This is a genomic window from Nocardioides sp. Z22_16 (assembly GCF_058134365.1).
Window position 1 is genome coordinate 199,869 of record NZ_JBYTTI010000003.1, and the last position, 25,210, is coordinate 225,078.

Annotated in this window: 25 protein-coding genes; 17 read left to right on the forward strand and 8 right to left on the reverse strand. The window is 73.8% G+C overall.

What is annotated here, in order from left to right; translation table 11 throughout:
* Position 1 precedes the first annotated feature (1 nt).
* Both AC3X7R_RS09315 and AC3X7R_RS09320 read left to right on the forward strand, forming a co-directional pair.
* A complete protein-coding gene (locus AC3X7R_RS09315) occupies positions 2–445 on the forward strand; it encodes a GNAT family N-acetyltransferase (protein WP_489965352.1) in 444 nt (147 codons plus the stop codon).
* Positions 446–751: 306 nt separating this feature from the next.
* Positions 752–1,231, forward strand: a complete 480-nt coding sequence (locus AC3X7R_RS09320; RefSeq protein ID WP_489965353.1) for a DUF305 domain-containing protein — start codon at positions 752–754, stop codon at positions 1,229–1,231.
* Here AC3X7R_RS09320 and AC3X7R_RS09325 read toward each other — a convergent pair.
* Complete coding sequence (locus AC3X7R_RS09325) at positions 1,228–1,674, reverse strand: hypothetical protein (protein ID WP_489965354.1); 447 nt, start codon at positions 1,672–1,674, stop codon at positions 1,228–1,230. The two genes, AC3X7R_RS09320 and AC3X7R_RS09325, sit on opposite strands and share 4 nt — an antisense overlap.
* Before the next feature lie 3 nt (positions 1,675–1,677).
* A complete protein-coding gene (locus tag AC3X7R_RS09330) occupies positions 1,678–2,019 on the reverse strand; it encodes a DUF2200 domain-containing protein (RefSeq protein ID WP_489965355.1) in 342 nt (113 codons plus the stop codon).
* A gap of 548 nt (positions 2,020–2,567) precedes the next feature.
* Between AC3X7R_RS09330 and AC3X7R_RS09335 the strand changes: the two genes are divergently transcribed.
* Positions 2,568–3,245, forward strand: coding sequence for an ANTAR domain-containing protein (locus AC3X7R_RS09335; protein WP_489965356.1), 678 nt, complete (start codon positions 2,568–2,570; stop codon positions 3,243–3,245).
* Between the two features lie 18 nt (positions 3,246–3,263).
* On the forward strand, positions 3,264–4,271 hold the full coding sequence (locus tag AC3X7R_RS09340) for a GNAT family N-acetyltransferase (RefSeq protein WP_489965358.1): 1,008 nt from the start codon (positions 3,264–3,266) through the stop codon (positions 4,269–4,271).
* 1 nt (position 4,272) lies between these two features.
* Here AC3X7R_RS09340 and AC3X7R_RS09345 read toward each other — a convergent pair whose 3' ends face one another.
* Positions 4,273–6,414: an APC family permease gene (locus AC3X7R_RS09345; RefSeq protein WP_489965359.1), complete on the reverse strand. Its 2,142-nt coding sequence runs from the start codon at positions 6,412–6,414 to the stop codon at positions 4,273–4,275.
* A gap of 105 nt (positions 6,415–6,519) precedes the next feature.
* On the opposite strand from AC3X7R_RS09345, the gene AC3X7R_RS09350 reads away from it, so the two are divergent.
* Genes AC3X7R_RS09350 through AC3X7R_RS09360 form a run of 3 tightly spaced genes read left to right on the forward strand, consistent with a single transcriptional unit; the run spans position 6,520 to position 10,451 of the window.
* Positions 6,520–9,033: an ATP-binding protein gene (locus tag AC3X7R_RS09350; RefSeq protein WP_489965360.1), complete on the forward strand. Its 2,514-nt coding sequence runs from the start codon at positions 6,520–6,522 to the stop codon at positions 9,031–9,033.
* Positions 9,030–9,695 carry a response regulator gene (locus tag AC3X7R_RS09355; protein WP_489965361.1) on the forward strand — a complete coding sequence of 222 codons (666 nt, stop codon included), beginning with the start codon at positions 9,030–9,032 and terminating at the stop codon, positions 9,693–9,695. The genes AC3X7R_RS09350 and AC3X7R_RS09355 overlap by 4 nt, the downstream gene beginning before the upstream one ends.
* Before the next feature lie 48 nt (positions 9,696–9,743).
* Complete coding sequence (locus AC3X7R_RS09360) at positions 9,744–10,451, forward strand: lysoplasmalogenase (RefSeq protein WP_489965362.1); 708 nt, start codon at positions 9,744–9,746, stop codon at positions 10,449–10,451.
* On the opposite strand, the gene AC3X7R_RS09365 is transcribed toward AC3X7R_RS09360, so the two are convergent.
* Entirely contained in the window at positions 10,448–10,684 is a 237-nt protein-coding gene (locus AC3X7R_RS09365; protein WP_489965364.1) for a hypothetical protein, read from the reverse strand. The two genes, AC3X7R_RS09360 and AC3X7R_RS09365, sit on opposite strands and share 4 nt — an antisense overlap.
* A gap of 171 nt (positions 10,685–10,855) precedes the next feature.
* Here AC3X7R_RS09365 and AC3X7R_RS09370 point away from each other — a divergent pair, with 171 nt between their 5' ends.
* A complete protein-coding gene (locus AC3X7R_RS09370) occupies positions 10,856–11,356 on the forward strand; it encodes a SigE family RNA polymerase sigma factor (protein ID WP_489965365.1) in 501 nt (166 codons plus the stop codon).
* Positions 11,349–12,602: a hypothetical protein gene (locus AC3X7R_RS09375; RefSeq protein ID WP_489965366.1), complete on the forward strand. Its 1,254-nt coding sequence runs from the start codon at positions 11,349–11,351 to the stop codon at positions 12,600–12,602. The genes AC3X7R_RS09370 and AC3X7R_RS09375 overlap by 8 nt, the downstream gene beginning before the upstream one ends.
* 12 nt (positions 12,603–12,614) lie before the next feature.
* Here the strand turns inward: AC3X7R_RS09375 and AC3X7R_RS09380 are convergent, their stop codons facing one another.
* Entirely contained in the window at positions 12,615–13,391 is a 777-nt protein-coding gene (locus tag AC3X7R_RS09380; RefSeq protein ID WP_489965367.1) for a hypothetical protein, read from the reverse strand.
* Positions 13,392–13,575: 184 nt separating this feature from the next.
* Between AC3X7R_RS09380 and AC3X7R_RS09385 the strand changes: the two genes are divergently transcribed.
* A complete protein-coding gene (locus AC3X7R_RS09385) occupies positions 13,576–14,922 on the forward strand; it encodes an HNH endonuclease signature motif containing protein (protein ID WP_489965368.1) in 1,347 nt (448 codons plus the stop codon).
* A 47-nt stretch (positions 14,923–14,969) separates the two neighbouring features.
* Here AC3X7R_RS09385 and AC3X7R_RS09390 read toward each other — a convergent pair whose 3' ends face one another.
* On the reverse strand, positions 14,970–15,437 hold the full coding sequence (locus AC3X7R_RS09390) for a hemerythrin domain-containing protein (protein WP_489965369.1): 468 nt from the start codon (positions 15,435–15,437) through the stop codon (positions 14,970–14,972).
* 214 nt (positions 15,438–15,651) lie between these two features.
* Between AC3X7R_RS09390 and AC3X7R_RS09395 the strand changes: the two genes are divergently transcribed.
* On the forward strand, positions 15,652–17,145 hold the full coding sequence (locus AC3X7R_RS09395) for an SDR family NAD(P)-dependent oxidoreductase (RefSeq protein ID WP_489965370.1): 1,494 nt from the start codon (positions 15,652–15,654) through the stop codon (positions 17,143–17,145).
* 21 nt (positions 17,146–17,166) lie between these two features.
* Here the strand turns inward: AC3X7R_RS09395 and AC3X7R_RS09400 are convergent, their stop codons facing one another.
* The gene (locus AC3X7R_RS09400) at positions 17,167–17,571 is read right to left on the reverse strand and encodes an antitoxin (protein ID WP_489965371.1); all 405 of its coding nucleotides are present in this window, start codon (positions 17,569–17,571) and stop codon (positions 17,167–17,169) included.
* 72 nt (positions 17,572–17,643) lie between these two features.
* Between AC3X7R_RS09400 and larB the strand changes: the two genes are divergently transcribed.
* The 6 genes from larB to AC3X7R_RS09430 all read left to right on the forward strand — a co-directional run bounded on the left by larB (position 17,644) and on the right by AC3X7R_RS09430 (position 24,435).
* Complete coding sequence (gene larB, locus AC3X7R_RS09405) at positions 17,644–18,351, forward strand: nickel pincer cofactor biosynthesis protein LarB (protein WP_489965372.1); 708 nt, start codon at positions 17,644–17,646, stop codon at positions 18,349–18,351.
* A complete protein-coding gene (larC, locus tag AC3X7R_RS09410; protein ID WP_489965373.1) occupies positions 18,348–19,577 on the forward strand; it encodes a nickel pincer cofactor biosynthesis protein LarC in 1,230 nt (409 codons plus the stop codon). Before larB ends, larC begins: the two co-directional genes overlap by 4 nt.
* A gap of 4 nt (positions 19,578–19,581) precedes the next feature.
* Entirely contained in the window at positions 19,582–20,199 is a 618-nt protein-coding gene (locus AC3X7R_RS09415; protein ID WP_489965374.1) for a TMEM165/GDT1 family protein, read from the forward strand.
* A 4-nt stretch (positions 20,200–20,203) separates the two neighbouring features.
* On the forward strand, positions 20,204–20,980 hold the full coding sequence (locus tag AC3X7R_RS09420; RefSeq protein WP_489965375.1) for a GNAT family N-acetyltransferase: 777 nt from the start codon (positions 20,204–20,206) through the stop codon (positions 20,978–20,980).
* A gap of 10 nt (positions 20,981–20,990) precedes the next feature.
* Positions 20,991–22,244 (forward strand): arginine deiminase, encoded by a 1,254-nt coding sequence (locus AC3X7R_RS09425; protein WP_489965376.1) that lies wholly within the window; start codon positions 20,991–20,993, stop codon positions 22,242–22,244.
* A 133-nt stretch (positions 22,245–22,377) separates the two neighbouring features.
* Entirely contained in the window at positions 22,378–24,435 is a 2,058-nt protein-coding gene (locus AC3X7R_RS09430; protein WP_489965377.1) for a phage holin family protein, read from the forward strand.
* Here AC3X7R_RS09430 and AC3X7R_RS09435 read toward each other — a convergent pair.
* A complete protein-coding gene (locus AC3X7R_RS09435; RefSeq protein WP_489965378.1) occupies positions 24,409–25,194 on the reverse strand; it encodes an MBL fold metallo-hydrolase in 786 nt (261 codons plus the stop codon). The genes AC3X7R_RS09430 and AC3X7R_RS09435 overlap by 27 nt on opposite strands.
* Positions 25,195–25,210: the final 16 nt, after the last annotated feature.

Below are 25,210 nucleotides of genomic sequence, written 5' to 3' on the forward strand. Positions count from 1 at the left end.
CGTGACCGCCGTGCGCCTCCGCCCCGCTGTCGCCGCCGACGTACCCGAGGTGCTGGCCTTCTGGGCCCGCGCCGCCGAGGACGCCCACCGGCCCTCCGACTCGGCCTCCGCCGTGGAGCGGCTGATCGCCCGCGACCCCGAGGCGCTCGTCCTGGCGGAGGCGGAGGGCGCGATCGTCGGGTCGGTCGTCGTCGGCTGGGACGGCTGGCGCTGCCACCTCTATCGCCTCGCGGTCGACCCGGCATGTCGGCGCCAGGGGATCGGCGCCCGACTGGTCGACCACGCGGAGAGCCGGTTCGCCGCGCTGGGCGGGACCCGCGCCGACGCGATGGTGCTCGACGAGAACGACCTCGCCCATTCGGCCTGGCGGGCGGCCGGCTACGCCCGGCAGGCCGAGTGGTCACGCTGGGTCAAACCGCTCCGCGCACCGGATCAGCCCGCGTAGGCGACCGCCACGTCGAGGACCCAGGTGACCCCGAACCGGTCGGTGACCATGCCGTAGAGCGGCGCCCGCGACGTACCTGGTCGCTCGTTTCCGAGGGTTCGAGCCTGCCGGGCCCGAGACGGGGCCAGGGCCGGAACTCAGTGGCCGCGCCGTGGGGGAGCCGGACCCCTAGACCGGCAGGATTCCCTCGCACCACCGGACAACGGCTACGGTGGGGAGGGACTGCGGGTAGCAGGTCGCAGTCTCGAACAGGGGCGTCCGGGCACCTCACTCGCAGCACTGAGCAGAGGAATCACCTTGTCCGTCATGGATCGAGCAGTCACCGACCACCCCGGCGCCACCCCGCCCGCCGACGCCAACGCCGTCGACCTCCACTACATGGAGCAGACCTACGCGGCGCTGCACGGCGCGATGGCGGCCAGCCGCGGGGCCTCGACCCAGGCCTCCTGCCACGAGGTCCGTTCGCTGGCGCGCGCCGCACTCGCCCAGCAGACCACCGAGCTGGTCTCGATCACCGCCTGCCTGCGCGACTGGGGTCAGCCGGAGGCACTCGGTCCCTACCCGGACGCCGTCGCCCTGCGCGGACTGGAGGGCGCCGCCTTCGACCAGGCCTTCATCGAGGAGCTGACGGCCCACGCGCACGCCTCGAAGGCCGCCGCCCGCACCGAGCTCGACGGCGGCGGGTGCCGTCGGGTGCGGGACATCGCCCAGAACTCCGTCCGGACCCAGGGTCTGCAGCTCGCCGCGGTCGCCCGGCTGGCCCGCGCGACCGCCGCGCGCAACTAGCCCACCTGCGGCCAGCCGCGGCACAGCGCCGCGAGCTGGGTCGTGCTCAGGAACGACGGGTTGCTGCCCGCCGGCATCCGGAGCACCTCGAGCTGCCCGAGCACCGGGTGGGCGCGTAGCTCGTCCCGCGGCACCGGGGTGGCCAGCGGCTCGAGCGTCACCGGCATGACGAGCTGTCCCTCCTCGTCGAGCGAGGCGGGCCCCCGCGTGCGGCCCTGGGCGTAGAGACCCGACGGGTGCCGCCGGTCGCCGCCGCTGACCCAGAGCAGGACGGGCTGGTCTCCGGCGATCAGGTCGGTCCGGTAGGAGCGGCGTACGCACCTGGTGGTGACCTCGGCGAACCCGCTCGCCAGCAGGTCGCCCACGGGGGTGGACCGAGGGTCGGTCTTGAGCAGCCAGGCGCCCAGCGACTCGGTGTCGACCGCGGGCCTCTTCGGGTTCACGCCTCAGCCCCGCAGCACCTTCTCCATCGCCTTGCCCTTGGCCACCTCGTCGACGAGCTTGTCGAGGTAGCGGATCTTCTGCATCAGCGGGTCCTCGATCTCCTCGACCCGGTAGCCGCAGATGACGCCGGTGATGGCGCTGGCGTGGGGGTTGAGCTCGGCCTGGTCGAAGAACTCCTCGAACGTCGTGCCGCTGGCCAGGTGGTCGTCGAGCGCGGCGGCGTCGAAGCCGGTGAGCCACTCGATGACCTGCCTCAGCTCCGCCTCCGTGCGCCCCTTCTTCTCCACCTTCGCCACGTAGTGGGGATAGACCGAGGCGACGCTGGCGGTGAAGATCCGGCTCATGGATCGAGGGTAGACCGGATCCGGCTACCCGCACCTGCACGCCTCGACGGGCGCGAACTCCACGGCGAGGGCGCCTTTCAGAGCATGACCGTCAGGACCCCGCCGGCCGCCCTCGACGCCCAGCTCCAGCGGGACGCCGAGGTGACGCACTTCGAGCACGGCGTCCTCTACGCGCTCGCCGACGCCCCCGACCACACGCTGCGCATAGCGTCCTGGCCGGCTACGCCAACAGCTCGCTCTCCCGGCTCTCCCGCGCGGCATCGAGGCTCGAGGCCAGGGGGTGGCTCCGGCGGATCACCCGGTCGATCGGCGACGAAGGCGGCTGGCAGGCGCCGTCGAACGCGGCCCCGGCACGCTGAGGCGTGGCGCACGCCGTTTCCGGGTAAGGCTCTGACAGACGAACGCCACGGGGCACTATGGCTTCGTCAGGTCCTCCGGGTCGAGCGAACGGACCGGGGGGCCGCACAGGTCGCCGGGAGCGCCGCGTCGAGCCATAGATGGGATAGTGACTTCTTATGGGCCACAGAGACGAGCCAGTGTCGGAGCGGATGGCCTCCGCCGCCCGCGAGCTGCAGGACCAGGGCGACCCGGCCGCGACCGTCAAGCACGCCGTGGAGCTGCTCGTGCGGAACGTCACGGCATGCGACTCGGCGAGCATCTCGCTCGTGTACGGCAAGAAGCGGGTGGAGACCCCCGCGGCCACCGACGACATCGCCGCCACCGGCGACCGGCTGCAGCAGGAGCTCGGGGAGGGGCCGGCCCTGCACACCCTGTGGGAGGTGGACACGGTCTACGTCCCCGACCTCGCCGCCGAGCACCGGTGGCCCAACTGGGGCCCCCGGCTCACCGAGACGACCGGGGCCCGCTGCGTCCTGACCTTCCGGCTGTTCACCCTCAAGGACATCGTCGGGGCCCTGAGCATGTACTCGACCCAGGCCGACGCGTTCGACGCCGAGGACAAGGCCGAGGGCTTGGCGCTCGCCGCCCACATCGCCCTCGCGGTGCTCGCGGCGCAGAAGCTCGATCAGTTCGAGAGCGCCCTCGACTCACGCGCCCTGATCGGCCAGGCCTGCGGCCTGGTGATGGAGCGGTACGACGTGGATGCGCAGCGCGCGTTCGCCCTGCTCACCCGCCTCTCCTCGACGCAGAACGTCAAGCTGCGCCACATCGCGGCAGAGCTCATCCGCACCCGGGAGCTCCCGGGTGCGAGGCCCACCGACTCCTAGTCCCCTACCGCCCTACCCGTGACCCCCGACGACGTACGGCGCCTCGCGCGCCAAGCGCACGCCCGCTGGGCGGAGCTGGAGCTGGTGCACCGCTCGGACTGGGTGAACGTGCGTGCCACCCTCCGTCACGGCGAGCTGGACGGCGTCGACCTCGACGACGGCCACGCCCTCCACGAGCGCGGAGCGCCCCCCTCGTCGTGGGAGGTGCGCCCCCTGGAGCCCTACGCCACCAACTACCAGTGGTCGGCGATGCTCGACCCCCACGAGCTGAGCGCGGGCGTCGAGATCACCGACATCCGGCTCGAGGAGCTCTTCGGACGCCCTGTCGTCGCCTTCGTGGCCCACGCCGTGGACGGCTACGACCCGGTCTGCTCCTGCTGCCCCCTGGTCCTCTCCGAGATCTCCCAGCGACTCGAGCTCGGCGAGGAGTGGACGCCTGCGCCGGGCGAGCTGCCCGACGGCGTCGACCTCGCCCTCGACCTGGCGGCGGGCCTCGTGGTCAGCAGCCGGGACCGGGGTGGGAGCCGGGGTGGCTGGTTCACCAACGAGATCCTGCGGGCGGTGGAGGTCGTGCCGATCGGCGCCGACCAGTGGGAGGAGTTCCGGGAGGTGCGGCTGGCGTCGCTGCGCGACTCCCCGGGCGCCTTCGGGTCCCGGTACGACGACTGGGCCGACGCCCCCGAGGGGCGGTGGCGGGCGCGGCTCGTCGACGTCCCGCTCACCCTCCTCGCTCGTGACGGCGACCGGGTGGTCGGCGTGGCCAGCGGCGCGCCCGACGGCGACAGCGCGGTGGAGCTGATCTCGATGTGGGTCGCCCCCGAGGCTCGCGGGACGGGGGTGGCGGCGACGCTGATCAAGGCGGTCGTCGGGTGGGCCGAGGAGCAGGGCCGCACCACTTTCCTGACGGTCCGCGACGACAACCTGCGGGCCCGGGCGGCCTACGCGCGCGCCGGGTTCGTCGACACGGGTCCGGTCGACACAGCTCCGGCCGACGGACCGGCCGAGCGCCGGATGGAGCGGCGCTGACTCACTCCTCGCCCCCGGGGACCCGCCCGCGGCGCACGTCGCCGGCCTGGATCCGGCGGGTCTCCCGCCGCTTGCGGGTGAGGGCGTGGCGGGACGAGCTGAGCTGGTAGGGCACCGAGATGACCATCACGCCGGGGGTGAAGAGGAGTCGTCCCTTGATCCGCAGGGCGGTCTGGTTGTGCAGCAGCTGCTCCCACCACCGGCCCACCACGTACTCCGGGATGTAGACCGCGACCACGCCGCGCGGGCTGGTGCGCCGGATCTCGGCGGCGTACTCCACGATCGGGCCGATCAGCTCGCGGTAGGGCGAGTAGAGCACCTTCAGCGGCACGCCGAAGTCACGGGAGTCCCACTCGCCGAGCAGCCGCTCGACCGCGCCCTGGTCGCTGCCCACGTGGATCGCCTCCAGCACGTTGGGCCGCGACGCCTTGGCGAAGGCGATCGCCCGCAGCGTCGCCTTGTGGAGCTTGTCGACCAGCACGATGGCGTGCACCCGGGTGGGCAGCACGGCGTCCTCGGCGGTCGTCTCGAGCTCGCCCGCCACCCGGTCGTAGTGCCGGCGGATGCCGCGCATCAGGAGGAAGAAGATCCCCATCGCCAGGATGGTGATCCAGGCGCCTGCCAGGAACTTCGTGACCAGCACGATCACCAGCACGACGGCGGTGAAGCAGAGCCCGACGCAGTTGATCGCCCGCGACCTCACCATCGTCCGCCGGGCGGCCGGATCCGTCTCGGTGCGCAGCTTCCTCGTCCAGTGCCGGATCATCCCGAGCTGGCTGAGGTTGAAGGAGACGAAGACGCCGACGATGTAGAGCTGGATCAGCCGGGTGGTCTCGGCGTCGAAGGCCAGGATCAGCACGATCGCCATCACCGCCAGGAAGACGATGCCGTTGCTGTAGGCGAGCCGGTCGCCGCGCGAGCCGAGTGCCCGGGGGGCGTACCCGTCGGCGGCCAGGATCGAGCCCAGCACCGGGAAGCCGTTGAAGGCGGTGTTGGCGGCCAGCACCAGGATCACCCCGGTCATCGAGACCACCAGGTAGAAGCCGGGCGGGAAGTCGGCGAAGAGCGCGTCGGCGATCTGCGCGATCACCGTGTGCTGGTCGTAGTCGCCCGGCAGCGGCTGCCCGCCGGCGGTCCGGAGCCGGTCCAGCTCGTGGGGGTCGACGTACCTCAGCCCCATCTGCCGGGCCAGCAGGATGACCGACATCATCATCGTCACCGCGATCAGCCCCAGCAGCAGCAAGGTGGTGGCGGCGTTGCGGCTCTTGGGCTTGCGGAAGGCCGGCACCCCGTTGGAGATCGCCTCGACGCCGGTCAGCGCCGCGCACCCCGAGGAGAAGGCGCGGGCCAGCAGGAGCAGCAGGGCCAGGGTGGTCAGCGGCTCGTCGAACCCCTCGGCGGGCACGATCTGCAGGTGCGCGCTCTCCACCTCGGGCAGCGAGCCGGTCGCCCACCGGACGAGGCCGTAGCCGCACATCCCGAGCATCGCGAGCATGAAGGCGTAGGTGGGGGCGGCGAAGAACGCCCCGGACTCGCGGATGCCGCGCAGGTTCATCGCGGTCAGCAGCACCACCAGCAGGCTGGCGAAGACCGCCTCGTGCCCGCTGAGGAAGGGCAGCGCCGCGGCGGCGTACTGCGCCCCCGACGAGATCGAGACCGCGACGGTGAGCACGTAGTCGACCAGCAGCGCGCTGGCCACGGTGACGCCCGCGTTGCGGCCCAGGTTGACGGTCGCCACCTCGTAGTCGCCGCCACCGCTCGGGTAGGCGTGCACGGTCTGCCGGTACGACGTCACCACCGCGAGCAGCACCAGCGCCACCCCCAGCGCGATCTTCCACGACCAGGAGTACGCCGCCACGCCTGCGATGGCGAGCATGATGAAGACCTCGTCCGGCGCGTAGGCCACCGACGAGAGGGCGTCGCTGGCGAAGACGGGCAGGGCGATCCGCTTCGGCAGCAGCGTCTCGGCGACCTGGGAGGTGCGCAGCCGACGGCCCAGGAGCAGCCGCTTGGAGCGGCGCCCCAGCCCCACCTGGCGGGACGGCGGCAGGACCCGGCCACCGGCGCGCCGGGCGGCGGCGACCTCGTCGTCGGGGAGCTCGGCGCGACGGGCGACGAGACGGGCGATGGGGGAGCTGTTCATGTCACCCTCATCGTCGGCCCGCACGACCCGGTCGAGAACGGGTTCGGCCGTCAAGGAAGCGTCAAGAATCGGCCCACCCGGGCCTGCGGCGGTGACAATGGTGAGGTGAACCACGACCGGGGCCGGCTGCGCGTCTATCTCGGGGTCGCGCCCGGCGTCGGCAAGACGCACGCGCTGCTCAGCGAGGGGGCGCGCCGCCGTGACCGCGGCACCGACGTGGTGGTCGCGCTGGCCGAGCCGCGCGGCAGGTCGCCGGTGCTGGCGCTGGCGGCCCGGCTGGAGTCCGTGCCGCCGCTGGTCGACCCGACCACCGGCGCCCGGGACCTCGACACCTCCGGGGTGCTGGCCCGCCGGCCGGAGGTGGCCCTGGTCGACGATCTCGCCCACCTCGACCCGGCCGGCGCCCGCCCGCCGCGGTGGCGGGCCGTGCAGGAGCTGCTCGAGGCGGGCATCGACGTGGTCACCTGCGTCGACATCCACCACCTGGAGTCGCTGGCCGACGTGGTCGAGGGCGTCACCGGGCTCCGCGGCCGCGAGTCGGTCCCCGACGAGGTGGTCCGTGGGGCCGAGCAGGTGGAGCTGGTCGACATGACCCCCGAGGCGCTGCGACGCCGGCTCGCGCACGGCAGCCTGCACCCGCCCGAGCGGGTGGACGCCGCGATGCGCCGGTTCTACCGGCCGGGCAACCTGGCGGCGCTCCGCGAGCTCGCCCTGCTGTGGCTGGCCGACCGGGTCGACGAGGACCTGGAGGCCTACCGGCACGAGCACGGCATCTCGGAGACCTGGGCGACCCGGCAGCGGGTGGTGGTGGCGGTCACCGGCACCGCCGGGAGCGAGGCGCTGGTGCGCCGCGGCGCGCGGCTCGCCTCCGGTGCCGGCGAGCTCCACGTCGTCCACGTCACCGGGCGGCCTCCCGCGGCTCCTGCCGCCGACCTGGCCCGGCTCCGCGCCCTGACCGACGAGCTGGGCGGCCGGTGGCACGAGTCGGTGGCCGACGACCCCGTCGAGACGGTGCTGGGCCTGGCCCGCGGCGTCGACGCCACCCACCTCGTCGTCGGCACCAGCCGGCACGGCCGGTGGCGGGCGCTGCTGCGGCCGGGCGTGGGCGAGCGCCTGGTGTCCAGCGCCGGCGACGTCGACGTGGTCGTCGTGGGGCGGCCCGGCACCCCCTCGACGCTGCCGGCGCACCCGGCACGGCCCGGGGTGGGCCGGGGCCGGGTGCTCGCGGGGCTGCTCCTGGCGCTCGCCGTCCCGCCGGCCGTCGCGGCCGCTCTCAGCGACTCCGCCGGCGACGCCGGGGCCGCGGTCGGCGCCATGGCGCTGCTGGCCAACGCCGTCGTCTGCGCGCTGGTCGGCGGCCGGTGGCCCGCCGTGGCGGGGGCGGTGGTGGGCAGCCTCTCGCTCAACTGGTTCCTCACCTCCCCGCAGCACACCCTCTCGATCGCGGAGCCGGTCGGCGCGGCCTCCCTGCTCCTCTTCCTGGTCGTCGCCCTCGCGGTCGCCTCGGTCGTCGACACCGCCGTGCACCGCGGCGCGCGGGCCCACCGCGCCCGGCAGGAGGCTGACGACCTGACCGCGCTCAACCGGGCCCTGATGCGCGGCGACGATGACCCTCGCCACCTCCTCGACCTGCTCCGGGAGCGGTTCGACCTCGACGCCGTGGCGCTGCTGCGGCGCGACGGGGGGTGGCAGCTGGTGGCCGGCGCCGGGGACGACCCGCCCCGCACCCCCGAGGAGGCCACCGACACGGCCGCGCTCTCCCCCACGCTGGTGGTCGCCGCGCGCGGCCCCGCCCCGCTCCCCGCCCACCAGGCGACCGTGCTGAGCGCGTTCGCCGCCCACCTCGCGGTCGCCCTCGAACGCCAGCAGCTGCGCGCCCAGTCGGCCGACGTCGAGCGGCTCCGGGAGGGCAACCGGGTGCGCACCGCGCTGCTCGCCGCGCTCTCCCACGACCTGCGGACCCCGCTGGCCAGCATCAAGGCCGCGGTCTCGGGGCTGCGCGACGACGAGGTGCGGTGGTCCCAGGACGACGTCCGCGAGCTGCTGGCCGGCATCGAGGACTCCACCGACCGGCTGCACGGCATCCTGGCCAACCTGCTCGACCTGAGCCGTCTCCAGACCGGGGTGGTCAGCCCCACCTCCCACGAGGTCGGCCTCGACGACGTGGTGAGCAGCACCCTGGCCCACCTCCCCGGCGGCGAGGCGGTGGCGCTGCGGTTCGCCGACGACCTGCCCCCGGTCCGCGCCGACGGCGGGCTGCTGGAGCGGGTGGTCGCCAACCTGGTCGACAACGCGCTGCGTCACTCCCCGCCCGGCCGCGAGGTCACGGTCCGCACCAGCCATGCCGCGGGCCACGCGCAGCTCGCCGTGGTCGACCACGGGCCGGGCGTCGGCGACGCGGAGAAGGAGCGGATCTTCCTGCCCTTCCAGCGGCTGGACGACGTCCCCGGCTCCCAGGGCGTCGGCCTCGGCCTGGCGGTCGCCCGTGGCCTCACCGAGGCGATGGGCGGCCGGCTCACCGCCGAGGACACCCCGGGCGGCGGCCTCACCATGGTCCTCGACCTGCCCACCGGCCCGGCGCCTGCCGAGCCCGCCCGCGAGGCGGTGCTCCAGCCGTGACGACCGTCCTCGTCGTCGACGACGACCCGGCCATGGCCCGCGCGCTCTCGATGAACCTCACCGCCCGCGGCTACGGCGTCGTCACCGCCGGCACCGGCGCCGAGGCGCTGGCCCACGCCCAGGACGGCCCCGACCTGCTGCTGCTCGACCTCGGCCTCCCCGACCTCAGCGGGGTCGAGGTGCTCACCCGGCTGCGCCGGACCAGCGCCGTGCCGGTGATCGTCGTCTCCGCCCGCCACGACTCCCACGACAAGGTCGCCGCGCTCGACGCGGGCGCCGACGACTACGTCACCAAGCCCGTCGGGATGGACGAGCTGCTCGCCCGGATCCGCGCCGCCGTACGCCGCGTGCCGGCCGCCGACCCGGTGCTGGAGAGCGGCGACCTGCGCCTCGACCTGACGGCGAAGCGCGCCTGGCGCGGGGAGGCGGAGGTCCGGCTCACCCCCATCGAGTGGCACATCCTCGCCACGCTGGCCGCCCGGCCCGGCGCCCTGGTCGGCCAGCGGGACCTGCTGCAGGCGGTGTGGGGGCCGGCGTACGAGAAGGAGACGAACTACCTGCGCGTCCACATGGCCAACCTGCGCAAGAAGCTCGAGGCACAGCCGTCGCGGCCGCGGCACCTGATCACCGAGCCGGGGATGGGCTACCGCTTCGTCCTCTGAGGGCCCCCGACTGGCGGCCCGCACCCGCCGGCCCCGAGGATGGGCGCCATGCCCTCCCCCACGACACTGCTGCCCGGTGCCGCCTACGTCGCCCTCGCGGTCGCCGACAGCGTGGCGGCCGGCCGGAGCGGCACCGCGGCCCGGCGGGCGAGGTACCTGCTCAAGCCGGCGCTGATGCCGGCGTTGACCGCGGCCTTCCTGGCCGGCACCCGAGGTCACCGTCGCCCGGAGACCCGGCTGCTGCGCACCGGCACCGCCGCGGCCCAGGCGCTCTCATGGGGTGGGGACGTGGCGCTGCTGGGCCACGGTGAGCGGGCCTTCTTGGCTGGGGTCGGGTCGTTCTTCGGCGCGCACGTCGCCTACATCGCGGCCTTCGCCTCGGTGCGCGGGGAGCGCAGCGAGTACGACGTCACGGGCCTCAAGGCGGCGCTCGGCGCCTGGCTGACCCTGGCTCCGGTGATGGGCGTCGTCGCCGGGCGCCGGGACCCGGTGCTGGGGGCCCCGGTCGGCGCCTACGCGACGATCCTGTCGGGGATGTTCGCGAGCTCGCGGATGCTCGACCCCGCGTTGCCGGTGGAGGCCCGCCGGACGCTGCAGGCCGGGACGGCGCTCTTCCTGATCTCCGACACGGTGCTCGGCCTGGAACGGTTCGCCCTCCGCGCGCCACACCCCGCTCTCGGGTCGGTGGTGATGGCGACCTACACCGCCGGCCAGGGCTTGATCGCCCTCGGCGTCGCCCGCGCCACCCGCGACTAGCTCTTCCGCGGCCGCTTCGGCGCCTTGGCCCGGGCCCGCTCGACCGCCGGAGCGACCCAGGCGGTCAGGGCGGCGGCGTCCGGGAGGTCGGCGGCGGAGACCAGCACCACGCCGCCCATGGTCCGCTCCCCCATGGTGGCGCGGCGGGCGCCCCCGGCGAGGGCCGTCTCGACCCCGGCCGCGTCGGCGACCGCCGTCCGGATCCGCTCGGCCAGCTCCTCGTCGTACGCCATCGCGATCCCCTCGCTCTGCGCCCCCGCGGCGCTCTCACGGTAGCGACGGTGGGAGGCGGTGACCAGGGGAGCGTGGGGCCGGCAGAAGTCGCGCCAACCTGGGGCGGTGGCCGCGACGTTCCAAAGGTGACAGGTTGCACGGACAGGTCCCGACCCGAGGCGGAGCAGCGCGTGGATGACCAGGAGTTCACCGAGTGGGCGGTCGGGTGCCAGCGGTCCCTGCTGCGCTCGGCCTACCTGCTGACCGGCGACCTGCACCGCGCACAGGACCTGGTCCAGGAGGCGCTGGTCAAGGTGGCGCTGCGCTGGCCGCGGCTCCGGGACGGCAACCCGACGGCGTACGCCCGCCGGATCCTGGTGCACGACAACGTCAGCTGGTGGCGGCGGCGGCGCCGCGAGACGACGGGCGCGGTGCCCGACGACTCGGTGGCTGAGGAGGTCAGCAGCGATCCGGTCACCAGCCTCGTCATCCGGCGGGCGCTGATGCGGCTCACCCCGGCCCAGCGGGCGGTCCTGGTGCTGCGCCACCTCGACGACCTGTCCGAGCACGAGACGGCCGAGATCCTCGGCGTCAGCCTCGGCACCGTCAAGAGCCAGAACGCCGCCGCCCTGGCCCGGTTGCGCACCGGCGCGCCGGAGCTGCTCGACCTGACCGGAGGACCCCATGAGTGAGCTTCGCGAGATGTTGGCCCGGGCCACCGACCGCCTCGAGAGCCCTCGGCTCGAGCACGCGGCCTGGGAGACCGCGAGGCGTCGCCGTACCCGCCGGCGGGGGGCTGCCGCCGCGGTCGTCACCTCGGCCCTGGTGGTCACGACCCTCGTCGGCCTCCAGGTCGCCGACCGCGGGGAGGGGCTCGGGCCTGTGGCACCGTCGGGGCGGACCCCGACGAGCGTGCCGTCGGCCTCGGCCTCCGCCTCCGCGTCGGCGTCGGCGTCGGCGTCGGCATCCGCGGAGAAGGTGTGGCCGCAGTGGGACCCGCGCGAGGTCGACCTGCTGCCCGCCGCGGACGACCGGATCGCGCCGGCGATCCCGGAGGTGATCGACCCGCCCGCCTCCTCCCCGCCGCTGAGTGGCGACCCGGTCGGAGTGGGGGTCCTGGCGGTCGAGCAGGGCGGTCTGGCGCAGGTGCTCGGCGCGGGCGGCGACTGGCGCACGGTGCCGATCGACGGGAGGTACCCCGTGATCGGCCTCAGTCCCGAGGGCACCCGGCTCGCGGTCCACTACGGCTACGACCACAGGGTCGGGGTGTACGACTACCGCGTGACGGTGCACGACCTGGCCACGGGCGGCAGCCGGACGCTGGAGGCGCCCACCGGGTTCGAGCCCTGGGACGGCGCCGGGTGGATGTTCCTCGACGAGGAGACGCTGCTGTTCAGCAGCGGCCCGCAGAGCTACGCCGTGGCGATCGACTCAGGCGAGGCGGAGGAGATGTCCCTCCCCGCCGGGATGTCCATGACCCTGGATCCCGCGGGCGACTGGCTGTCCAGCGCCGACTTCACGGAGCCCAATGTGCTCACCGACTACGCCGGCGGCGCTCCACGTGAGGTGAGCATGGACCGGACCGGCCGCCTCATGCGGATCCAGGCCGACGAGGACACCGTGGTCGGCACGACGTACGACGACCAGCCGTTCTCGGTGGTGGTCGCCGACCGCCGGACGCTGACCCCGCAGTTCCGACTCCCGGTGCTGGACTACGACGCCAACTACAGCAACTGGGGACTGGGCGCCGTCGCGGTGGCGGACGACGGGACGGTCCTGCTCCGCGTCGCGGCGATCCGGCGCCGGGTCGACGGCTTCCGCCTGGTGGCGTGGGACCCCGCCGAGGGCGGGCTCTCGATCGTCAGCACGACCGCGCTCCCGGTGGGGACGTCGTTCGTCTTCGCCCAGTCCATGCTGCGGGCCGTCACTCCCGACTGAGCGGGTGACGACTCAGCGGGCTCTCGTCGGGACCCTCAGATAGCGCCACGCGGCGAAGGCGCTGACCAGCACGATCACCGCCACCATCACCATCGGCGGCAGCGTCTCCTCGGAGCCGTTGACGGTCATCAGGACCATGGCGGCCACAATGCTCGTCCCCATCAGCACGGAGAACACGAGCAGGGGCGCGACGAAGAACTCGCCCGCGGCCCTCCCTCTCAGCGTCTGGATGCCAGCGATGACGAGCGCGGGCAGCAGGACGGCCAGGTCGATGACGTGGATGGGGTTCACCCACAGGCCTGCGTCGACCACGCTCTGCGGCGGCTCCCCAGTCAGCGTGGCCGGGATCAGCTCACTGAGCCAGAGCAGCCCGAAAAGCACGCCGATGGCGATCGAGGTCCAGCCCGCCAAACTGCGCGACCGGGGCTGGGGCAGGGCCTCGTCCTCGGCGCGCAGTCCGTTGAGACTGAAGATGATCGCGTAGGAGCCCAGCCCGAGCGCGGCCACGTAGACGAGGAAGAGCTCGTTGAAGTGGACGGCCATCGCATAGACGAGGAACGCGTAGACCATGTAGAAGAGCGTGCCGAGCCACACCAGGCCGGCTCTGTGGGAACCCCGGTAGTAGCCATGAGCGCCGAGCAGCAGGACCGCCACGGCGATGAGGTTGCCGATGTCCTGGCCCCGCGCCTGGGTGGCCCAGTTCTCCGTCTCCTCGGCGTAGACATCCGCGTCCACGAGGCCCAGGACGCTCGTCGCGGTCACGAGCGTCGAGATCGCGAGGGTCCACACCCAGACTGACTTCGAGCCTTGCCGACCCATCGTGCCTCCGTGGTGTTGGAAGGTGAGCGTAGCGAGGTCGCACCGGAGGGGCATTCGTCCTAGTTTTAGGCTCTTTTTCGAACGTATGTCCACGACTCGAGACCGGCGGTCCGTCAGGGGCAGAAGTGTCGGCGGGCCCCGGTTGAGTAGGGGCATGTCGACCACCCGCCCCGCCACCTCCGCACCCGGTGCCACCACTGGGTTCGGGGTGCCCTCGCGGGTCGGGGCACTCGTCGCCGCCGCCCGGGAGGCGGTCCGGTCCGCGGGCACCCTCGACCCGGCCACCGTCGCGCTCACCGAGCTCGGCCAGGTGCTCCAGACCGTCGCCGAGCTCGAGTCCGCAGCCACCGCCCTACGGCTGGCACTCTCCGCCGAAGCCGACGCCCGCCAGGTCGCCGACGACCCCGACGTCGGTGGTGCCGCCACCGGCACCGACGCCTGGCTCGCCGGGCTCCTCGGCTCCACCCGCGCCTCCCAAGCCGCCGGAGTGCGACTCGGGGAGCTGCTCAAGACCAAGTACGCCGCCACCCGCGAGGCGTTCGCCGCCGGACACCTCCGCCCCGACCAGGTCCGCGTCATCGTCGAGGCCGCCGAACAAGCCCCCGAGACCGCCACCCCCGACCAGATCGCCCAAGCCGAGGAACACCTGGTCGGCAAGGCCACCGGCCACGCCAACCGGTCCGGCCGGCCGATGAACGCCAAAAGGCTCCGCCAAGCCGCCCGCCGCATGTTCGACCCCGTCGACCGCGACCTCGCCGACGCCCACGAGCACAAGATGCTCACCCGCGAGAAGCACGGCGCCGACCGGGAGACCTTCCTCTCCCTCCACGACAACGGCGACGGCACCTGGACCGGGAAGTTCCGCATCCCCGAGCTCCACGGCAACCTCCTCCACACCGTCCTGGGCCACCTCACCTCCCCCCGCCGACTCGCCACCAAGCACGCCGCCGACGGCACCCGTCAGACCATGCTCGACGAGTCCGCGCCCCCCTCGCAGTCCTACCCGGTCACCCACGGCCACGCCCTGTGCGAGCTGATCGAGCACCTCCCCACCACCGGCCTGGCCACCGCCCAAGCCACCGTCCTGGTCACCCTCAACCTCGACGCCCTCCTGACCGGCATCGGCGCCGCCAAGCTCGACACCGGCACCACCATCACCGCCGGCGAGGCCCGCCGCCTCGCCTGTGAGGCCGGCCTCGTCCCCGCCGTGCTGGGGAGCCGGTCCGAACCCCTCGACCTGGGCCGACTCACCCGACTCCACACCCTCACCCAGCGCCGCGCGCTCTCCCTGGTCTACGACAGCTGCGCCGTCGGCGGCTGTGAACGCCCCTTCGCCTGGTGCGAGATCCACCACCACCAGCTCTCCTGGGGCAACCACGGACCCACCGACCTCGACAACGGACTCCCCCTCTGCGGCCACCACCACCGCAAAGCCCACGACCCCGGCTGGGACCTGAGACGCCATCCCTCGGGCGACTACCGGTTCCACCGGCAGCGGTAGGAGCGAGGCGCCGCGGGCGAGTCAGACCGGGCGAGTCACGCCGGTCCTCACAGCGGGCCGAACGCGGTCTCCGGAGTGATCTCCAGCTCGACCTCGCCCAGCACCCCGAGCAGCTCGCGCTCCTCGTAGCGGAAGTGCGACTCCATGATCGCGGCGATCCCGTCGAGGTGCCGCTGGAGCTCCGCCGGCGGGTCTTCCCGCTCGATCGCCTCGCGCAGGGCCCCGATCAGGTGCGCGATCATCGAGTGGTCCTGCCGCAGGTAGCCCAGCACGGAGGCCAGCTCGGGCCGCAGCTCGGCCAGCCGAGGGAACAGGGCGTCGTCCTCCCCGCGGTGGTGGCCGTCCAGGGCCACACAGAACCCGTGGCAGTAGAGCAGCAGCTCCCGCTCGACCGGCGGGATGTCGCGGCCTTCGCGCAACGACTCCTGGACGACGTCCAGCGCGTCGCGCAGCCGTGCGTGCACGGCCTTCATCTCGTGGTGCCAGGCGATCAGCCTGGTGACGTCCTCACCCACGGGTGAGGAACGAGGAACGGAGCGTCATCGACGTCACCTTCCTGGTTCGGCACCTCCATGCGTGACGCTGTCCGCCACCCGCACGCGATGCTGGGCGCGAGGCTAGCAACTCCTCGTGACCCTGGCCACGGCCCACGCTCCGGCCACGGGTCGGCACCGGCTCGGCACCGGCTCGGAAGCGGGTCCCGGCCCCGGTCCGCCGTAGGATCCCTGCGTGTTGCACCAGCCCGGCCTCGACCCCGACGACCTCGCGACCACGATCCGCGTCCTCGAACGGCTCCACGAGCTTCCCGACGACCACCCCGACCTGATCCAGGTCAAGCGGGCAGCGTCGCACATGTACAAGGCCCTGAAGAAGGAGCGGCGTACCCGCAAGCGCGAGGCCGAGGCCGCGCACGACCGGGCCATCATCGAGCAGACCGCCACCGGCTCGCCGATGCGGATCGACGACGAGACCGCGGGGATCCCGCTGGTCTCCCACGCGCCCGGCGCCTTCGCGGGTGAGCTGCTCACCCCGCGGGGCTGCTACATCTGCAAGGAGGACTTCACCCTCGTCGACGCCTTCTACCACTGGCTCTGCCCCCGCTGCGCCGCCATGTCGCACACCAAGCGCGACCAGCGCACCGACCTCACCGGCAAGCGCGCCCTGCTCACCGGCGGCCGCGCCAAGATCGGCATGTACATCGCGCTGCGCCTGCTCCGCGACGGGGCGCACACCACCATCACCACCCGCTTCCCCAAGGACGCGGTCCGCCGCTTCTCCGCCATGGAGGACTCCGGCGACTGGCTGCACCGGCTCAAGGTCGTCGGGATCGACCTGCGCGACCCGGCCCAGGTGATCAGCCTCGCCGACGACGTCGCCGCCGCCGGACCGCTCGACATCCTGATCAACAACGCCTGCCAGACGGTACGACGTACGCCGGGCGCCTACTCGCGCCTGGTGGAGATGGAGGACGCTCCCCTCCCCGGCGACCGGGAGCTGCCCGAGATGGTCACCTTCGACGGGATCTCCGAGGCCCACCCCGCCGCCATCGCCGGCGCCCTGACCACCACTGCGGTCGCCCACCACGAGGGGGAGCCGACCGAGCTCGCCGAGGCCGCGCACACCGCCGCCTCGATCACCGCCCTGGCCCTCAAGGCCGGCAACGCCTCGCTCGCCGCCCACCTGGACGGCTCGGCCGTCGACGCCGGCGGTCTGCTCCCCGACACCCAGAGCACCAACTCCTGGACCCAGCACGTCGACGAGGTCGACCCGCTCGAGCTCCTCGAGGTGCAGCTGTGCAACTCGATCGCACCGTTCCTGCTGGTCTCCCGGCTGCGGCCCGCGATGCGGCGGGCCGTGGAGGCGGGCGCGCGGCGGGCGTACGTCGTCAACGTCTCGGCGATGGAGGGCCAGTTCTCCCGCCGCTACAAGGGACCCGGCCACCCGCACACCAACATGGCCAAGGCCGCGCTCAACATGATGACCCGCACCAGCGCGGGCGAGATGTTCGAGACCGACCGGATCCTGATGACCGCCGTCGACACCGGGTGGATCACCGACGAGCGCCCCCACCAGGAGAAGCTGCGGATCGCGGCCGAGGGGTGGCACGCACCGCTCGACCTGGTCGACGGTGCGGCCCGGGTCTACGACCCGATCGTGCTCGGCGAGCAGGGCGAGGACCTCTACGGCTGCTTCGTGAAGGACTACAAGCCCTCACCCTGGTGAGGCAGCCGGCCCGGCCAGCCCCTAGGAGAGCGGCGGGTCCGTCGGGCGGTCGGCCCCGGGAGCGCCGTCGGACGGCGTCGGGCCCGTCGCAGGGCCCCCGGTGGACGGGCTCTCCGGGCTCGACGGGCCGTCGATCTCCGCGACCGGGTCCATCCGCCGCCTGGCGGCCAGCTTGTCGAGGCCGCTGAGCAGGCCGGTGCGGACCTTCTCCACCTTGTCCGCGTACTGGCCCTTGGTCTTGGTGTTGACCCGCTCGCTCGCCTTGCCGATCCAGCCCTCGACCTCGTCGCGCCGCTCGTGGGCCAGGCCGCCGGCCTTCTCCACCGTCTCGTTGACCGTCTTGTCGGCCTCGTCGGCGAGCTTCTTCAGACGGCGCTCCACCTCGAGCTCGTCGATCTTCTTCTTCATGTCGTCAGCGAAGGCCATGAGATCTCCCGGGTCACGGTGTCGGAGCACAGCGCGTGGGCGCGTGCGTGACACCAGAGTAGGTTGCAGGGCGTGACGGACGGGAGCGACGAGCAGCACGGGGCCACCGCCGACCTCGGCTTCGCCCGCGTCGACCTGGACCGCCGCCACCGCACCGGCGACCCGGAGGTCGTCTACGGCGCCGGCAAGACCCCCGCCCAGGTGGCCGAGATCCTCACCACCCTGCACGCCGCCCACCCCGACCGGGCCGTGCTGGCCACCCGGCTGACCGACGAGTCGCTCACCGCCTGCGCCGCGATCGGGGCCGACGTGGACGCCGTGGCGCGCACCGCCGTCCTCGGGCCGCTGCCCGCGCCCCGCGGCAGCGTGGTGGTCGTCGCCGCCGGCACCTCCGACGCCCCGGTCGCCACCGAGGTCGAGGTGACCGCCCGGGTCCACGGCGCCGGGGTGGAGCGGATCACCGACGTCGGTGTCGCCGGCCTGCACCGGCTGCTCGCGGTCCGCGACCGGCTCGAGGCGGCCGACTGCCTCGTCGTGGTGGCCGGGATGGAGGGGGCGCTGCCCTCGGTCGTCGGCGGCCTGGTCGGCGTCCCGCTCATCGCGGTGCCCACCAGCGTCGGGTACGGCGCCTCGCTCGGCGGGGTCGCCGCCCTGCTCGGGATGCTCAGCTCCTGCGCACCCGGGGTCACCGTGGTCAACATCGACAACGGGTACGGCGCCGGGGTCGCCGCGGCCCGGATCGCCCGGCAGTCGGTCGCCCCGCAGGGAGAGCGCTCGTGAGCGGGACCGTCTGGATCGACGCCTCCCTCTCCGGTGCCAGCGGCGACATGCTGCTCGGCGCCCTGCTCGCGGCCGGCGTCCCGCTGGAGGAGCTGCAGTCCGCGGTCTCCGCCGTCTCGCCCGAGCCGGTGACCCTGCGTGCCGAGCGGGTGAACCGCGGCGGCTTCACCGCCACCCGCTGCCACGTCGAGGTCGCCGACTCCCAGCAGCACCGCAGCTGGCGCGACATCCAGCAGCTCCTGGGCGACGCCGACCTGGCGGAGCGGGTCCGCGAGCTGGCGCTCCGGGTCTTCGAGCGGCTGGCCGTCGCCGAGGCGACGGTGCACGGCGTGGACCCCTTCGACATCGCCTTCCACGAGGTCGGCGCCCTCGACGCGATCGCCGACGTGGTCGGGGTCTGCGCCGGCTTCGTCTGGCTCCGCGACCGGGCCGACGTCACCGAGGTGGTGGTCAGCCCCGTCGCGGTCGGCTCCGGCACCGTCCGTGGTGCGCACGGGGTGCTGCCGGTACCCCCGCCCGCCGTCGCCGAGCTGCTGCGCGGCGTCCCGTCGTACGCCGGACCCGACGGCGCCCCGGCGACCGAGCTCTGCACCCCCACCGGGGCGGCGCTGCTCACCACCCTCGCCACCGGCTGGGGCGCGCAGCCGGCGATGGTCACCGAGAGGATCGGGGTCGGCGCCGGCGGCCGGGACCCCGCGGGTCACGCGAACGTGCTGAGGCTGCTCGTGGGGCAGCTGTCCGCCCTCGGCCCCCACGAGATCCGGGTGAGCAGCGTCCCGGACCCGCGCCCGCTGCTCATCGAGTCGAACATCGACGACCTGGACCCCCGCCTGTGGCCCCAGGTGATCGCCGCGCTGCTGGCCGCCGGCGCCAGCGACGCCTGGCTCACGCCGATCCTGATGAAGAAGGGCCGGCCGGCGCACACCCTCTCCGTGCTGGTCGCGGCCGAACGGGCCGAGGAGGTCCGGGCGGCGGTCTTCCGGCACACCAGCACCCTCGGCGTGCGGGAGATCCCGCTCGGGAAGCACGCGCTGGAGCGTGAGATGGTGAGCGTCGAGGTCGACGGGCAGACCATCGCGGTCAAGCTCGCCCGGCACCACGGGGACCTCGTCAACGCACAGCCCGAGTTCGACGACGTCGTCCGGGCCGCCAGCGCGCTGGGCCGTCCGGTCAGCGAGGTGCTGGCGGACGCCGCGGCCGCGAGCCGGGCGTTCTTCAAGGAGTAGACCAGTGGACCTCGCGGTCGTCGCGCTGACCTTCGGCGCCCTCTTCCTGGTCGAGCTGCCGGACAAGACCTTCATCGCCACCCTGGTGCTCAGCACCCGGTTCCGGCCGCTGCTGGTCTGGATCGGCGTCGGGCTCGCCTTCGCGGTGCAGACCGGGATCGCGGTCGCCCTCGGCAAGGCGGCGGCGTTCCTGCCGACCGAGGTGGTCCGCGCCGCGGCGATGCTCCTCTTCCTGGTCGGCGCGGTGCTGCTCTTCCGGGAGGCCCGCAGCCAGGACCAGGCCGAGGGCGAGTCCGAGACCGAGCAGGAGTTCGCCGAGAAGGCCGCCGCCCGCGGCGAGGTGCGCGGGGTCAAGGTCGTGCTGACCTCGTTCCTGGTGCTCTTCGCCGCCGAGTGGGGCGACCTCTCCCAGCTGCTCACCCTGTCGCTGGTGGCGAAGTACGACGACCCGGTCTCGGTCTTCCTCGGCGCCTGGGCCGCCCTGTTGACGGTCTCCGGCCTCGCCGTCATCGTGGGTCGGGTGCTGCTGGCCAAGGTGAGTCTCTTCGTCCTGCACTACGCGGGCGCCAGCGTCTGCCTGCTGCTCGCCGCGCTGTCGGCCTACGAGCTGCTCGCGGGGTGAGCCCGTGCCCGCCCCGGACCAGCAGTCGGACCCGCTGACCCGTCAGGCACGGGAGCGGCTGCTGGCCCAGGCCCAGGACGGCGTACGCCGCTTGGAGGCGGACCGCTCGGACCCGGTGGGCCGCGGGCTCCTCGGCGAGGCGGCCGACCAGCTCGAGGACCCGCCACCCTGGGTGGTCGAAGCCCGCCGACGACTCCTGCTCCCCCGGATGCCGGAGCTGCCGCTGCGCACCGAGCGGCTGGTGCTGCGCCGGCTGGGCCCCGAGGACGCCGACGACCAGGTCGCCTACTACGGGCGCGACGACGTGGCCACCTACCTGCCCTTCCCGGCGCTGACCCGCGCCGAGGTCGAGGCCAAGCTGGTGCGGCGCCGCCCGCAGGAGGAGGACCCCGACTCCCCGAGCGTGCTCGGGCTGGGGATGGAGCACGAGGGCCGGATCGTCGGCGACCTGCTGCTGATGTTCAAGCCGCCCACCTGGAGCACCGTCGAGCTCGGCTGGGCGGTCAACCCCGACGTCGCCGGCCGCGGGCTGGCCACCGAGGCGGGCCTGGCGGTCCTCGACCTGGCCTTCGGCCACTACGGCTTCCACCGGGTCGAGGCCTCGCTCGACGCCCGCAACGGCGCCTCCGCCCGGCTCTGCGAGCGGCTGGGGATGCGACGCGAGGCGCACGTGCTGCGCGACTACTGGTCGAAGGGCGAGTGGACCGACTCCTACCGCTACGCCCTGCTCGCCGAGGAGCACGCCGCCGGCTCCGGCTCCGGACGCGGGTCCCGCCACTAGAGTGCCGGGCATGGACGCGACAGAGCCGGCCAGCGCCCCGCCCGCCCGGCACCCGCACGGCGCCGACAGCGAGGTCGGCACGCTGCAGACGGTGATGCTCCACCGGCCCGGGCCCGAGCTCAAGCGGCTGACGCCCCGCAACAACGACAAGCTCCTCTTCGACGGCATCCCCTGGGTGAGCCGGGCGCAGGAGGAGCACGACGCGTTCGCCGCCATCCTGCGCGACCGCGGCGTCGAGGTGCTCTACCTGACCGACCTGCTGACCGAGACCCTGGCCGGCGACGAGGCGCGGGAGCGGGCGATCGAGGGCGTCACCAACACCCTGCACCTCGGCGACACCATGGCGACGTACCTGCGCGAGGCGCTCCACGACCACTCCCCCGAGGAGCTCGCCCTCTTCCTCACCGCCGGGGTCCGCAACGACGAGGTCCGCGGCGGCTTCGGCCTGGTCACCTCGCTGATGGCCAGCGACGACTTCCTCATCGACCCCCTGCCCAACCTGCTCTTCACCCGTGACTCCTCGGTCTGGATCCGCGACCGGGTGGCGATCACCTCGCTGGCGATGCCGGCGCGGCGGCGCGAGTCCCAGCTGACCGAGCTGATCTACACCCTCCACCCGCGGTTCGCCGGCACCGGCACGATCCACGGCTGGCAGCACGAGTACGTCGAGGGCGGCGACGTGCTGCTGATGTCACCGGGCGTGGTCGCGGTCGGCGTCGGGGAGCGGACGACGGCGGCCGGGGTGGAGCGCTTCGCCCGGCACCTCTTCGCCGACGCCCTGGCCCACACGGTGCTGGCCGTGCCGATCACCCAGGAGCGGGCGACCATGCACCTGGACACCGTCTGCACCATGGTCGACGTCGACAAGATCGTGATGTACCCCAACGTCGCGGACTCGCTGCGGGCCTACACCGTCACCCAGGGCGACGCCGACGGCGACGGGACGGGCGACCTGGTGGTCGCACCCGCGGAGCCCTTCCTCGTCGCGGCGGCCAAGGCCATGCAGATCGACACCCTCCACCAGATCGACACCGGGCTCGACCCGGTCACCGCCGAGCGCGAGCAGTGGGACGACGGCAACAACACCCTCGCCCTGGCGCCCCGGGTGGCAGTGGCCTACGAGCGCAACGACGAGACCAACGACCGGCTCGAGGCGGCCGGCATCGAGGTGGTCCGGATCGCCGGCTCCGAGCTCGGCTCAGGCCGCGGCGGGCCGCGCTGCATGAGCTGCCCGATCTCCCGGAGCATTCCCCGCGAGCCCTGACCGGGCCATGATGGGACGACCCGGGTGACGGAGCCGCCCGGGTGGGAGGCGCCCCATGGCGAGAGACGGACGAGTCTCCGGAAGGGCGCGCCGGCGAGGGCGGGGCCGGTTCGTCCCGGCTGACCTCTGGCGGATGCTCGTCACCTGGCTCGCCTCCACGGGCATCCTGTGGCTGGTCGCCCTGCTGGTCCCCGGCCTCGAGGCGGCCTCCCTCGGGAGCCTGGCCGCGGTGACGGCGGTCAGCGGAGTCGCCGGCTTCCTGGTGCGGCCGCTGCTGGTGGAGGCCAGCGTCCGCCTCGGCTGGCTGACGGTGCTCCCCCTGGCCTTCGGCGGCCAGGGCGTCGTCATGCACCTCTCGATGCTCCTCGTCCCGGGGATCACCGCGACCTGGATGGACGCCTTCGTGGCCAGCTGGCTCTGCGCCGCCGGCAGCACCGCCGCGGCGTACGTCGTCACCGCCGGCACCGACGAGTCGCTCACCACCGCACTGGCCCGCCGGGGCCGGTCCGCCCGGGACGCCGAGCCGCCCGACCCGGAGGTCGACGGACTGCTCGTCGTCCAGCTCGACGGCGTGCCGTTCCCGGTGCTGCGCTGGGCCGTGCAGGCCGGCGGGGTGCCGACGATCCGCCGGTGGGTGAGCTCCGGCGCCTACCACCTCGGCGAGTGGACACCTCAGCTCCCCTGCACCACCCCCGCCAGCCAGCTCGGCCTCCTGCACGGCACCGTGGCCGGCATCCCGGGCTTCCGCTGGTACGACCGCGAGCTGGGCCGGGTGCTGGTCGCCAACCACCCCGCGGACGCGCGCCTCATCGAGGAGCGGGCCAGCGACGGTCGCGGCCTGCTCTGCGAGGACGGGGCGTCGATCTCGAACCTCTTCTCCGGGGATGCCGAGAACTCGCTCCTCACGATGAGCCGCGTGAGCGCCCGCCTGGGCTCCCGGCAGACCCGGAGGGCGCTGGCCTGGTTCATGCTCACCCCCACCGGCTTCGCCCGTAGCCTCACCCGCACGGTCGGCGAGGTGGTCAAGGAACGCTGGCAGGCCCGCGCCCAGGTACGCCACGAGCTGGAGCCACGCATCCACCGGAACTGGACCTTCGCCCTGCTCCGGTCCGTCACCAACGTCCTGCTCCGCGACCTCAACACCGCCCTGGTGGCCGAGGAGATGCAGCGCGGTCGCAAGGTGATCTACGTCGACTACGTCGACTACGACGAGATCGCCCACCACGCGGGCCTCTTCCGGCATGAGTCGCTCGCTGCGCTCGAGGGCCTCGACCGGGTGCTGGCCCAGCTGGAGCTGCTCGCCGAGCAGGCTCCCCGGCACTACCGCCTCGTGGTGGTCTCCGACCACGGCCAGTCGCAGGGGGAGCCGTTCGCCGACCGTTACGGCCACGAGCTCTCCGCGCTCTGCACCGAGCTGATGGGCGAGGGGGTCCACGACTACGGGGAGACCGACGAGGGCTGGAGCCGGGCCCACGCGCTGGTCGAGGACATCGGGCAGGAGGGCGTCGCGGGTCGGCTCGCAGGCCCGGCCCGCCGCCGGGTCGATCGCGAGCTCGCGGACGGCGTGGACGGCGGCCACCGCGGCGGCCGCGGCGGCCGCGGCGAGGGTGCTGCTGCCGACCGCGCCGTCGTCCTCGGCTCGGGCAACCTGGGGCTCCTCTACGTCCCCGGGAAGACCCGCCTGAGCCTGGACGCGCTGGCTCTCCGCTGGCCGAGGCTGCTGACCGGGCTCTGCGAGCACCCGGGCGTGGGGTTCGTCGCGGGGATCGACGAGTCGGGGGTGGCGTGGGCCCACGGGGACCAGGGCCGCGTCGACCTCGCCTCCGGGGCCGTCACCGGCACCGACCCCCTGGCCCGTTTCGGCGAGCACGCCCGGCGGCTGCTGCTCCGCGCGGTGCTGGACCCGAAGGCCCCCGACCTCTACCTCAACAGCGCCGTGGACGAGCACACCCTCGACATCGCGGCCTTCGAGGAGCTGGTCGGCGCCCACGGCGGCCTGGGCGGCTGGCAGGACCGCGCGGTGCTGCTGGTGCCGCAGGACCTGGCCGGCTCCGTGCCGGAGCGGGTGGAGGGGGCCGACCAGCTCCACCAGGTGCTGCTGGGGTTCCTCCGGCAGTCCGGGCAGCGCCTGGACTCCGGGACACCCGACGCCGGTGCCCCCGAGTCAGGTGCGCCCGTCGTCTCCCGGTGACCAGGTGCCGCCGGGAGGGATCGCGATCACCTGGCAGTCCGGCGCCACCGCGGAGACCTCCGACTCGAAGACGCCGAGGGGACGCTCGAACCAGTCGCCGACCCTGGCCATCAGGGGCGCGTGCAGGGTGCCCCAGTGCACCGGCAGGGCGTAGCGCGCCCCGGTCGCGGCGCACGCCCGCGCCGCCTGCGCCGGCCCCATGTGGTGGTGGGCCGGGAGCCGGGGACCCCAGCCGCCGATCGGCACGATCGCCACGTCCAGCCGCGGAGCCCCCGCCAGGGCGGGCAGGTCGGCGATCTCGTCGTACCAGGCGGTGTCGCCGGCGAACCACAGCGTGCTGGCGCCCGACCGCACCAGATGCCCGTGGGCCTCCCCGGGACGGCCCGGCAGCGGGCGGCCGCGGTGGTCGGCCCGGACCAGCCGCACCTGCACGGCGCCCACGTCGGTCCACTCCTCCGCGGCCCGGCCGGCCAGGCCCTTGCTGCGCGCCCAGGCGGCGTTGCGCCGGCCGGTCAGGACCGGCACCCCCGGGAGCATCCGCAGGGACCGGAGCTCGGCATGGTCGAGGTGCAGGTGGGAGAGGAGCACCGCGTCGGGCTCGGCCCACTGGTCGCGGCGCGGTCTGGGCCCCTGGCGGCGCAGCACGTTGTTGTGGGGCCGCAGCAGCGGATCGGTCAGCAGCCGGGAGCCGGCCAGCTCGATCACCACCGTCGAGTGACCCAGCCACGTCAGCCTCAGCCGGCCGTCGGGGGCGCGCACGTGATCGAGGGTAGCC